This window comes from Granulicella mallensis (genome assembly GCF_014203225.1).
GTDB lineage: Bacteria > Acidobacteriota > Terriglobia > Terriglobales > Acidobacteriaceae > Granulicella > Granulicella mallensis_A.
The window spans coordinates 197851-209483 of record NZ_JACHIO010000009.1 but is presented as its reverse complement, the minus strand read 5'-3'; the positions used below and the strand labels follow the sequence as shown (position 1 = coordinate 209483).

Annotated in this window: 11 protein-coding genes; 10 read left to right on the top strand and 1 reads right to left on the bottom strand. The window is 55.5% G+C overall.

The features are described 5' to 3' along the window. Window positions 1-135: 135 nt before the first annotated feature. Window positions 136-1152 (top strand): hypothetical protein, encoded by a 1017-nt coding sequence (locus HDF15_RS12315; RefSeq protein WP_184255917.1) that lies wholly within the window; start codon window positions 136-138, stop codon window positions 1150-1152. A 34-nt stretch (window positions 1153-1186) separates the two neighbouring features. Here HDF15_RS12315 and tssK read toward each other — a convergent pair whose 3' ends face one another. After that, a complete protein-coding gene (tssK, locus tag HDF15_RS12310) occupies window positions 1187-2536 on the bottom strand; it encodes a type VI secretion system baseplate subunit TssK (RefSeq protein ID WP_184255915.1) in 1350 nt (449 codons plus the stop codon). A 23-nt stretch (window positions 2537-2559) separates the two neighbouring features. On the opposite strand from tssK, the gene HDF15_RS25535 reads away from it, so the two are divergent. The 9 genes from HDF15_RS25535 to tssG all read left to right on the top strand — a co-directional run bounded on the left by HDF15_RS25535 (window position 2560) and on the right by tssG (window position 11614). Further along, window positions 2560-2796, top strand: coding sequence for a hypothetical protein (locus HDF15_RS25535; RefSeq protein WP_221314399.1), 237 nt, complete (start codon window positions 2560-2562; stop codon window positions 2794-2796). A gap of 236 nt (window positions 2797-3032) precedes the next feature. Further along, the gene (tssB, locus tag HDF15_RS12305; RefSeq protein ID WP_184255913.1) at window positions 3033-3548 is read left to right on the top strand and encodes a type VI secretion system contractile sheath small subunit; all 516 of its coding nucleotides are present in this window, start codon (window positions 3033-3035) and stop codon (window positions 3546-3548) included. Continuing rightward, on the top strand, window positions 3545-5047 hold the full coding sequence (gene tssC / locus HDF15_RS12300) for a type VI secretion system contractile sheath large subunit (protein ID WP_184255911.1): 1503 nt from the start codon (window positions 3545-3547) through the stop codon (window positions 5045-5047). Before tssB ends, tssC begins: the two co-directional genes overlap by 4 nt. Before the next feature lie 61 nt (window positions 5048-5108). Next, window positions 5109-5600 (top strand): type VI secretion system tube protein Hcp, encoded by a 492-nt coding sequence (locus tag HDF15_RS12295; protein ID WP_184255909.1) that lies wholly within the window; start codon window positions 5109-5111, stop codon window positions 5598-5600. 10 nt (window positions 5601-5610) lie between these two features. Next, a complete protein-coding gene (locus tag HDF15_RS12290) occupies window positions 5611-6345 on the top strand; it encodes a type VI secretion system accessory protein TagJ (RefSeq protein WP_260331026.1) in 735 nt (244 codons plus the stop codon). Continuing rightward, window positions 6345-8252, top strand: coding sequence for a type VI secretion system protein TssA (tssA, locus tag HDF15_RS12285; protein WP_184255907.1), 1908 nt, complete (start codon window positions 6345-6347; stop codon window positions 8250-8252). Before HDF15_RS12290 ends, tssA begins: the two co-directional genes overlap by 1 nt. 14 nt (window positions 8253-8266) lie before the next feature. Then, window positions 8267-8728 carry a type VI secretion system baseplate subunit TssE gene (gene tssE / locus HDF15_RS12280; protein WP_014266052.1) on the top strand — a complete coding sequence of 154 codons (462 nt, stop codon included), beginning with the start codon at window positions 8267-8269 and terminating at the stop codon, window positions 8726-8728. A 4-nt stretch (window positions 8729-8732) separates the two neighbouring features. Further along, window positions 8733-10577 (top strand): type VI secretion system baseplate subunit TssF, encoded by a 1845-nt coding sequence (gene tssF / locus HDF15_RS12275; RefSeq protein ID WP_184255905.1) that lies wholly within the window; start codon window positions 8733-8735, stop codon window positions 10575-10577. Continuing rightward, window positions 10541-11614 (top strand): type VI secretion system baseplate subunit TssG, encoded by a 1074-nt coding sequence (gene tssG, locus HDF15_RS12270; RefSeq protein WP_184255903.1) that lies wholly within the window; start codon window positions 10541-10543, stop codon window positions 11612-11614. The genes tssF and tssG overlap by 37 nt, the downstream gene beginning before the upstream one ends. Window positions 11615-11633 lie beyond the last annotated feature (19 nt).

Below are 11633 nucleotides of genomic sequence, written 5' to 3'. Positions count from 1 at the left end.
AGCTCGCGACCTGCGGCTGAAGGCAGCGTGACCCGGCTTTTTTCTCTTGTGAATGATAGTGCCGAGTCGAATCCTGCTGCGGCGGTACAACCTGATGCAGGGAGACAGGAAAGCCAGCTACCTGCAGTCCCCGGCATGAACGCTTCTGAGAGCAAAAGCCGCGAGGTTCCGGCAATACCCCCTACGCAACAGGAACCGCGCAACGAAGCTCCGGGGGATTTCACTCGTATCTTCACGAAGCTGCCCACACCACGCACGGCACAACCTGCCATCCTGAGTGAACTGCCTGCTGTAAACCCGCCTGCTCCCTCGAGTTCTTCTGGAGGAGACAGCTTTACTCAGTTTTTTCAGACAGTTGAACCGGCCAGGGCATCCTCTGTAGATTCGGGCAGATCTTCAAGATTATCTCCGGCAACAGAGCCTCCCGCCAAAGGTACACCTACGCCTGCCGAGACATATCCAGCTCCGCCCTCTTCGGCTTTTTCCGATCCTGTACGCAGCCAGCCTACAAGCGGTGGATTCACTGAATTGCTCAACTCCCTTGGGAGTGATCGGGCCTCTAACTCCAGTAATGCTCCCGTCGATGCGGCGAAGTCATCTTTCGCATCGCCTGCGCGCCGTTCGGATGAAACACGTGCTTTCGGGGATCGCTCCTTTGCGCAGTCTTCTGCCTCGTTTGCCTCTTCATCCGCGCCGGATACTGCTCCGCGTCCGGGTGAATTCACCCAGTTGCTTCAGAGCCTCCAACGCCCCTCCGAGCCCAGGCCGGGAGGCAACCCCACTCCCACCCCTTCATTGCCCGCGCAGGCTCCTTCTTCGGAGCGCAATGCTGCAGAAAATAATCCAACGCCGGAAGCTTCCAGCGACTTTACACGCGTGATGAAGAGTGCGGCTGCCAGATCAAACAGTGAGGCTGCTCCTTCACAACCATCAGCCTCGCCTGCAGTGCCGCCACAACAAAATAGCGCAGCAGCAGGAGGGGCGGTGAATGTTCTCCAGGCTGTGCCGCATATGACTCCCGCCGCGCTTCCTGCAATTGCTGCTCGTACTTTACTGGAGAGGCTTGCGCCCTGGCTGCTTGTGATGAACGGTGTACTGTTGGTGCTGCTTACCGTGCTGGTATCGCTGTTTCTCCTGCATCAACACCACTGAGCTGGTCCAGGGGTGTTGACGCAGATGCATGGCCTTACTGCGGCAGGATGATTAGCTCCATCTGGGGATCCCCAAGTTCGCCTGGAGCATACACGGCAATATTGCGTGCTCGTGTAACCGATTCCCACATCAGTCCGCTTGCTTCGATGGAGAAGTACTGGTAATCGAGGCGTACGGGAATGGCGCGGGGTGGAACAGGCACATGGACGAGCCGGAGACCAGAAAGCGCCTGCCGAATAAGATCTTCGATCTGTGTGCCTGAACCGACCTTCGAGAGCATAGGGAAGCGTGAAATCAATTCTCCCCGTCTTATCGTGGAAGACACGGCGAGATAGAAACGTGCAGAACGAAGATATTCATCCTTGTCGATCACGGCCGCATACACCGTTGGATGCACCAGTTTCAGTGGCAGTGCGATGAAGTTGCTGGGAACGACGGTATCGAGCAACTCACGCAGCAGGGCATCGAGCACCGAGAAGCAAGCCCCGAGATTCTCATGATCGTAGCGGGGTAGATCACGTGCTTCTACTGTGCTTGAAAAGGTCGTAAGGGATCCGGCGAGTCGCAGCATCGCTGTAAACAGCGTCTCAGGATGCACCCTGGTTGCGCCCAGCAGATGCCGCAGGCCAGGCAACTCCGTATTGAGGGTGTACAAAAGCCAAAAGTTTGCGATATCCGATGCGCTAAAGTCGGCAAGACTTTCATTGCGTTGCCGGCGCACCCCTGCAAGTTGGCTGCTGCGTGCGACGAGTAACTCCACAAGGCCGCGCAGAATGCCGAGCAGATAGCTGCTGGCGTGGACATCGAGCAGGGGTGGAACGAACGTAGAGCTCAGTTGATAGAGACCTGCTTCCGTCCGCTCTACAAGCGCGAGCGGCAGAAGTACCGAACCTTCCATCGTCTCGCCTTCAGCAAGGATGGCGAGGTTGTTGCGAGCCAGTGCCACGGGGCGTTCGCTGGCCGTCTGTCCGGTCTCGTCACGAAGCAGTTGCAACTCAGAAAAGAAGCGAGTGCTCAGTCCTCCGCGTTCCGACCCAATGTTCAGACCGCCTTCGCGATGTTGCGGGATGGCCAGAAAGAAGGCGCACCGCTGCCGGCCTTCTGGAAAACACTCTTCGAGAGAACGGGCACGTGGCAAAGGGCTGCCGTGATTCGTGTCGAAGGCGAGATGGTCGGGGAAGAGACCACTGCAGGAGGTAATCTCGAGGCTGCCACCTGCTACGCCGCCACCGTCGATGGCAAGCTCCATGAAACCCCAACTGCGGAATGTGAGCGCATCGACGCGAAAACTCAGTAGGTCCTGAAAAAACCGATCTTGTGCCTGAAGGTGCTGTGGAGATAGAAATACGCCCTTTGTCCACACTACAGGAAGCATTTTAGACATTGTGAAGCGCTCCTTGCGCGCGTTTGAACAGGGCCACTGGTGCATTTGCAGAATTAGCACAACCACTGAGCGGCGTCATGTTGGGTTTTGCTTTGCTTTTGGAGCGTCTGGTAGTTTCCTGCGATGTCAGACCTGCAAAGCTGGTTACGATTATCCCCGAAGAAGGGGTGCAGGACAACAGTCCATCCGTGAATCATAAATCTCAAATTGATTTTCTTGTGAGCCTGGGCGGCGTGAAAACCCTATCGCGATTTTTTTGAGGGCAGCACCCAAAATAAATCGCAGGAGTGGGAATAAACGACGACGGCGCGGGTTTAGACATGCAGGTACGTGACGTAAAGGAGCAAAGTTCAAAGGAATCAGCTACTCGACATCGGCGATGGTCATATTTTCGTCCTGATGCCAATCGTTACTGTTCGGGTGAGGCTTGAACTCGCTCCGTAATTCCTCCGTGCAGTTGTAATGCGCAGTCAACCAGATTTCATGAGGTGCCGCTATGGCAAGAGAAAGTACACAGCATAAGCTTGATCGCGTACGTTCGCCGCGCGTTCAGATTACCTACGACGTCGAGGTGGGTGATGCGATCGAATTGAAGGAGTTGCCGTTCGTGATGGGTGTGCTCGGAGACCTGACCGGTCAGCCGAAGACGCCGCTCGAGGCTCTCAAGGAACGCAAGTTTGTCGAGATCAACCCCGACAACTTCGATACCGTGCTCAAGGGGATGGAGCCGCATCTGGCCTATTCGGTCGCCAATAAATTGAGTGATATGGGTGACGGAGCGCAGATCAAAGTCGATCTGACCTTCGAGTCGCTCGAAGATTTCGAGCCGGTAAATGTTGCACGGCAGGTCGGACCGCTGCGCGAACTCCTCGAGTTGCGCACGCGTCTGTCGGATCTTCGCGGCACCCTCCAGGGCAACGACAAGCTGGATGAGATGCTGCTGGCTGCGGTATCCAACACGGAAACGCGCGACAAGCTGCGTAAAGAAGTTACTAATGGAGGTGCGAATTGAGCACAACCAAGACAGCAGTTGCAGCAGCGACCTCTACGGTCGCTGCGAACGGCGAAGCACAGGAAGCATCTCTTCTCGATCAGATTGTTGCCGAAGGACGCTTCAGCAAGGATGCTGCGAGCCAGGAACGTGGCCGCGACATGATCAAGGAATTTGTGGCCCAGGTACTCGAGGGGCACATGACGGTGAGCCGGGATGCTGAAGCTACTATTCAGACCCGCATTGCACAGATCGACCAGTTGATCTCGCTGCAGTTGAACGAGATCCTCCACCATCCGTCTTTTCAAAAGCTTGAAGGGACTTGGCGCGGCATCCGGTACCTCATGGATCAAAGCGAAACCAACTCCATGTTGAAGATCAAGGTCCTCAATGTTTCCAAGAGGGAGCTGCTCAAGGATCTGCAGAGGGCTTCGGAGTTCGATCAAAGCTCCCTGTTCAAGAAGGTCTATGAAGAAGAGTTCGGAGTCTTCGGCGGTGCGCCCTTTGCCGCACTGATCGGTGACTACGAGTTCGGACGTGGGCCGGAAGATATCGAACTGCTGGAGCGTGTGGCACAGGTGGCTTCGGCCGCACATGCACCGTTCCTCTCCGCCGCCTCGGCTAATCTGCTTAATCTCGAGGACTTTACCCAGCTTGGGAGCCCGCGCGACATCGGAAAGATCTTCGATACGACCGAGTACGCCAAGTGGAAGAGCTTCCGTCAGTCTGAGGACTCGCGATATGTAGGGTTGACTCTGCCTCACGTCCTGATGCGTCTACCTTATGGAAAAGAGACAAAGGCTGTCGACGACTTCGACTATGAAGAGGCAGTCGATGGCACGGACCACTCCAAGTATCTGTGGGGCAATGCCGCTTATGCCTTGGGTGCCCGTCTTACGAATGCATTCGCGAAGTATGGCTGGTGCGCTGCGATTCGCGGTGTCGAGGGTGGCGGCCTTGTAGAGGGGCTTCCTGCTCACACCTTCCGTACCGATGAGGGCGATGTCGCTCTCAAGTGCCCGACGGAGATCGCGGTTACGGATCGTCGCGAAAAAGAGCTTGCCGATCAGGGCTTTATTCCGTTGGTGCACTGCAAGGGCACAGACTACGCAGCTTTTTTCAGCGTTCAGTCCGGCAACAAGCCGAAGCTTTACGACAAGGATGCGGCGAATGCGAATGCCCGGCTCTCCGCTCAGCTCCCGTACATTCTCGCGATGTCGAGATTCGCGCACTATCTCAAAGCGATTATGCGCGATAAGCTTGGCAGCTTCATGTCGCGTGACGAATGCGAGATATTCCTGAACCAATGGATTTCGCATTATGTGTTGTCGAACGATGTTGCGACTCACGCTGCCAAAGCAAAGTTGCCACTCCGTGAAGCTTCGATTCAGGTGTCGGAGGTTCCCGGCAAGCCTGGTGCCTATCGTGCGGTTGCTTTCCTTAAGCCGCACTTCCAGCTGGATGAACTTACCATCTCCCTCCGCCTTGTCGCGGATCTTCCTGAGTCTGCGCGCAGCTAAACCTCGCGCAGTACTTCTCTACAACCCTTTGCAATAGAACAAATAGATTAGGAGAATTTCTATGCCATATGCAGGCGAACTTGATTACTACCTCAACATTCCGGGTTGCCAGGGTGAGTCCCAGACCTCGGGCGCTACCAGCCAGATCAAGGTGAATAGCTTCAGCTTCGGCGGCAACTCCGTGAGCAGCGTGGATGCAACCTCGGGTTCCTCTTCGGGGAAGGTGATCTGCGGCGATCTCAATCTCGATCTGGTAATGGATAAGGGCGGCCCACTGCTGTTTCAGGGAATGACAAAGGGTACGCACTTCGCTACAGCCACACTGACCGGATTGAAGACAGCCGGTTCTGCTCCCGGAGTTTACTTTACTCTCGCGTTGACAGAGGCCTATGTGTCCAGCACACAGTTCAGCGGCCAGTCTTCCATGCCGAACCTGGGCATCTCCCTGTCCTATAACCAGATCACCATCACGTACTACATGCAGTCGGCAACAGGCACCCTCACCTCGACGGGCGCTGTTTCTTATTCGCGTACGACACAGGTAAGCAGCTAGGTATAGAGCAATGATGGATGCACTTTCACTTTACAAGGCCGGGCAATTGGGCCCGGCCATTGAGGCCCTTGGTGTTGAGCTTCGTACGCAGCCTGGTGATATCAGGCTGCGCACTTTTCTCTTCGAACTGCTTTGCTTCGCGGGCGCTTATGATCGTGCGGAGAAACAACTCGATATTCTTGCTGATGCAAATCAGGATGCTTTTGCCGGCGCGCTGTTGTATCGCGCCGCGCTACATGCACAACGCACTCGGGAAGAACTCCTGCTTAGTGGGCAGCTTCCAGCAAGAGATCCTGATCATGGTCCGGTCTCCGGATCATTGAACGGGACAGCTTTCAGCTCTTTTGAAGATGAGGATCCACGATTTGGAACTCATCTTGAGGTCTTTATCGCAGGCAGCTATACCCTTATTCCTTTTCGATATATCCAGCGGGTAGAGATCGCGCCGCCTAAGCGCCTGCGGGATCTGCTCTGGGCTACGGCTATCCTCACGACGACTCCGGATTTTCGTTTGCAGGATCTTGGAGAAGTCCTGCTTCCCGTGCTTTCGCCGGGCAGTTCAACTTTTCCTGACGATCTGGTGCGTCTGGGGCGCACAACGGTATGGCAGAACACAGGCAACGAGGAGGACGAGCTTCCTCTGGGGCAGAAGAGCTTTCTTGTCGATGGTGAAGCCCACTCCTTACTCTCCGTGCGCGAGCTCACTTTTACCCGTAATTCATCGCTTACTGCAGAGGAAAAATAATGCCACTGCGTGACGATCTACTGACACCTATTGCCGGGGATAATCCAGCAGGCGCAAGCCTCCGCTATGACCGGGTCTATGACCAGATCAAAGAGGCTCGTACGGAGGATGACGACTCTCTTCCGACGGGTGCCTGGGAGCGGCAGAGCAAACGTGCTGACTTTAAGGTTGTTGCGAAGTTAGCCGGCGAGGCGTTGGCAAATCGGAGTAAGGACCTGCACCTTGCTGTCTGGCTGGGAGAAGCTCTCCTCAAGCAGGAGGGCATCTCTCCGCTGACGTCTATATTGCAGCTTTGTCTTGATTTACAGCAGAACTTTTGGGAGACGTTATACCCGGAGATTGATGAAGGCGATCCGGGCATGCGCGTTGTCCCTTTGCAGTGGGCCGCAAATCGCTATGCTGCGCTTGTCTATGGTGCCGGGCTTACATTGGAGCCCATTAATTTTTTTGAGTATAAAGCCGCACGTGTTGTCGGTAGGGAAGAAGACGCGAACAATAGCGAGCAGCAGCGGGAAGTCCGCGCCAAAGCGATCGCTGATGGAAAGCTCACAAGTGAAGAGGTAGATGAAGCGATTGCCGCTACGCCGAAGGCGTTCTATGTGGCTCTCGATGGATCGTTGGTCTCCGCTATCGAAGTGCTGCGTGAACTGGATGTCTATTGCGAGGAGAGCTATGGGCAGGAGGCTCCTTCGTTTCGCAAACTGCGGGAGGCTCTCGAAGAGGTACAAAATCTCGTCGGCTCCTTGCTGCGTGACAAGCGTCGGCTGGAGCCCGACCCGGCGGAAGATACATCGGGTGGAGAGAGCGAACGCGAAATCTATGCTTCTGATGGTGAAGCTTCCAGCGCGTTGACGGCCTCCATAGACGAAGAACAGAGATCAAACGATCAGTCTGCTCAGGCTCCCTCCCACTCCGCTTCGAAACAGCCACTGCGCTCGGAAAAAAGGCAGACATCGGCATGCGAAAGTTGGGACGACGCTCTCGATCACATCGAGACTGCGGTGACTTATATGGGGGGCCAGGATCCCAGCAGCCCTCTGGCATTTCTGCTGCGAAGCTCTATGCGGCTCGCTGAGTTACGTGGGATTTCCGTAAGTCGCCAGATGGAATACCTGATAGCTCCCTCTTCGGAGTTGAGGCAGGCCCTTAAAGGAGTGGCTGGTTCTGGGGACTGGCTGGAGCTGCATCGCCAGAGTTTCGAGGCCCTTGGAACTCCCTGTGGCCGCGGATGGCTTGATCTTTATCGTTACCTCTGGACCAGTTGCAGAGCCATGGGCTGGGAGGCACAGCAGCTTTCTATCGCCGTCGCTATGCAGCAGATACTGCGTGAATTGCCGGATCTGCGGGAGTGGACGTTGAATGACGATACGCCAGTTGCGAATGCAGAGACAATGCGCTGGCTTGCAGAAGAGATTGCTCCCCCTATAGCTCACGGTAACCATGAGGAGGAACATCCGGCAGCAGCTCCTGTTGCGATAGCCATGCCTGTGGTCGCACTGGTATCTGAAGGCGAGTCCTCCGGCGCGGCAGAGGCAGAAGACCTCTTCCATACGGCCCAGGAGCTTGCTGCCAGGGGACAGGTTCAGAGTGCCATCCAGATGTTAGCGCGCGATGCGGAGCATCAATCGATTGGGCGTTTGCGATATAGCCGCAACCTTCAGATCGCAGAGCTGTGTCTGCAGAGCGGCAATAGTGCCGTTGCAGTGCCGATGTTGCAGGAGCTTATACGCGAAGTGGAAGATCGCAAGCTTGAAAGCTGGGAACCACGCGGGATCGTTGCAAAGCCTTATGTGCTGCTGCTGCAGTGTGCCTCCGCCGTTACGCTCGACGCGGCCTCTCTCTTTGCGCGCCTGTGCGCCATCGATCCGAGTGTTGCGCTTGCCATTACCCCACCCGCACAGAGCTAAGAAGGGAGACGAGCATGGCAAGAGCGCCTGAGTTATTGGTAACGCAATCTGTACTTGACCGGTTGAGCACGACCGAAGACTGGCCAACGACCCGCGCGCAATCCATTCGATTTCTACGTGACAGCATCAAACGCAATCTTGAATGGCTGCTGAATACGCGCCGTCCTCCTATCGAAGGTATTGAAGGCTACCCTCTTGCCCGCAACACGGTTCTTTATTACGGGCTACTGGATCTTGGCTCTCTTAGTCTCGCTTCAACCGATGACCAGAAGCGTTTGCAGCAAAGAATCGCCGAGATGGTGGAGCACTCTGAGCCGCGTTTGCAAGAGGTGCAAGTGCGGCTTGAAGACGGAGACCTGCAGAAAAAGAAGCTGCGCTTCCATATTGGAGCTCGCATGCAGATGAAGCCTTTGCCGGAGGAGATCGCCTTCGACACCGTGCTGGATCTCGCTACTGGCGAGTATCAGGTGGATTGAAACCATGAGGCCTGAGTTACTGGATTCCTATGAACGCGAACTAGCCTATCTCCGCGATATGGGCGCGGAGTTTGGCCGTAAGTACCCGCGCGTAGCAAGTCGGCTGCTGCTCGAACCGGATCGTTGCGAAGACCCTCATGTCGAGCGGTTGATCGAGTCGTTCGCCTTTATGGCGGCCCGGCTTCATCTGCGCCTGGATGACGATCTGCCTGAACTGACATCCTCGCTCCTCAACCTTATTTATCCGCATTACCTGCGGCCCATTCCGGCGATGACAGTTGTGGAGTGTCAGATCGAGCCTGAGAGTGCTGGCAAACAAAGTTCCTCTCTGATGATGCCTGAGGGGACGATGCTCAATACGCGAAGAAACGTGGATGGCATGACGTGCCGTTTTCGCACCACCTACCCGGTCGAGCTGTGGCCGATCACCGTAGCGGAATGTTCCTGGCGTATGCCCGAACAGTTGCCGCGTCCGGTAAGGATTGCGGGTGCTGCGGCCGCTTTGCGTATGGTGCTGCGCGGCGGCAAGGATGTTAAGCCCGGTGCGCTCGGAATCTCGTCATTACGCTTCTATATCTCTGGTGACAGCAACGTTGTTTTCACGCTGTATGAGTTGTTGGCGAGTAAGTGCATCTCCATTCTACTAAGAGACCCTCGTGCCCCTGAGGGAAGAACGATCACTATCCCGCCGTCGGCGCTTAAGCCTGTGGGCTTTGAAGAAGAGGAGAGCCTGCTGCCTTATCCGAGGCGCTCGTTCGACGGCTACCGGCTCCTGCAGGAGTACTTTGCCTTTCCGCAGAAGTTTCTCTTCTTCGATCTCTCGGGATTGGAAGCTATGTCAGCGTTCGCAGCGAGTGATGAGGTTGAACTCCTGTTTCACTTCAGCCGATTCGAGAGGCCGGAACGTCAGCAAGTTCTCGAGGTCGGTGTCTCAAATGAAACTCTGCGTCTTGGCTGCACCCCGGCTATTAATTTGTTTTCTCAGGCAGCCGAACCGATACTCCTGACGCAGACGCAACATGAGTACCGCGTGACGGCCGATGCGCGCTATACCCGCATGATGGAAGTTTTTTCGATCGACGACGTGCTTGCAACCAGCCCGAGCAAGCGGCAGACTACACCTCTCGCTCCTCTCTATGCCTACCGTTACAACACAATCGCGCAGGAACAGGGAGTGTTCTGGCATGCCAACCGCCGGTATTCATCGTTTGAAGAGAGACAACCTTCGTCCGTGTTTCTGTCGCTTGTCGATCTGAACGGTTCACTCACAGAGCCGGGTGCGGAAGTGCTGACTGTGCACTGCACCTGCTCTAACCATGACCTGCCATCGCAACTGAGCTTCGGTGCCGCGGAGGGTGACTTCGAGGCCGTGAACTTTGCGGGCGTACAGCGCATCCGAGCGTTGCATCGACCCACATCTTCGCTCGATCCGCCTGCGGGCAAAGGCCAGTTGTGGCGACTCATCTCGCAGCTATCGCTCAATTATCTTTCACTCGGAGAAGGCGGCCTGGTAGCGCTGCAGGAGATCCTTCGCATCCATAACTTTTCAGAATCCTCGCAGGTGGAGTCGCAGATTGCTGGACTGATTGCCATGCGAAATAAACGGCATTTCGCTATTATGCGTGCCGATTACGGCAACACTCCGGCACGAGGGACGCGCGTTGAAATAGAACTCGACGAACGGCAGTTTGCTAATGGTGGAGCTTATCTCTTTGCGAGTGTGCTGGAGAGATTTCTCGGTTCCTATGTGTCGATGAACAGTTTTTGTCAGCTGCGAGCAGAAAGCAATCTACGAAAGGAGGGACTGGGAACATGGATGCCACGAGCGGGCAGTCGAGTGCTGCTATAGAAGTTGAAAGTACCCGCGAGCATGAAGCGTTGTTTCATCTGCTGCGTGAAGAACCCTTTTCCTTCCGCTTCTTTCAGTCCGTGCGTCTGCTGGAGAGATTGTTTCCCGAGCGGAAGCCGGTAGGCTATTTTGTCTCTCCTCAGAGCGAGGTCGTGCGCTTCTCCTCACGTACATCACTCAATTTTCCTGCGAGCGAGATACAAAGCTTTCGTGAAAATGATTCGCGGCCCAATGATATGGAGGTCAACTTCCTCGGCCTGACTACCGTCAACGGGCCGTTGCCGCATCCCTATGCAGAGCATCTGCTGGACCGTATGCGCGCGAAGGATTATGCGCCGGGTGATTTCTTCAACCTCTTCAATCACCGTTTTGTCTCTCTTTTCTACCGTAGCTGGAAGAGATATCGCTTCTTTATTGGTTACGAACTGGATAAGACGCGCGGGCAGGTTAGTGGAGACCCGGTCACGGCGAGCCTCTATAGCCTGCTTGGATTCGGCACTGCTGGTTTGTTGCAACGCACTGCCGTGCCCGATGAGGCCATGCTTTACTACGCAGGTCTGCTGGGACGCAATGTGCCGACTTCGCAGGCGCTGAAGCAGCTGCTCAGCGACTTCTTTGAAGTGCCGGTACGAATCGAAGAGTTTACCGGAAACTGGAACCTTTTGCCGGAAGAGGATCTGACCTATCTGAACGATACCGGTCTGCAATCGGAGTCCCTGGGTATCGGCACGATTGTAGGTGACGCCGTATGGGATCAGCATGGCACGGTAACGGTACGCCTGGGGCCTATGCCACTGAAACAGTATCAGGACTTTCTTCCCGGAGGCGTTGCGGCCAGGCAATTGGAAGCCTGGTTGCGGCTCTTCGGACAGGGAGAGTTCGACTTCGCAGTGCGTTTGGTTCTTGCACGCGAAGAGGTGCCAGGAGTGTTGCTAACGCCGGAACAAAACGGAATGGGCAGGCTCGGGTTTGAAAGCTGGTTGAAGAACCGTCCGTTTCTGCACGATGCAGAGGACGCTGTGTACCGCCTGCACTAGCTATTAGTTATTGCCGCAA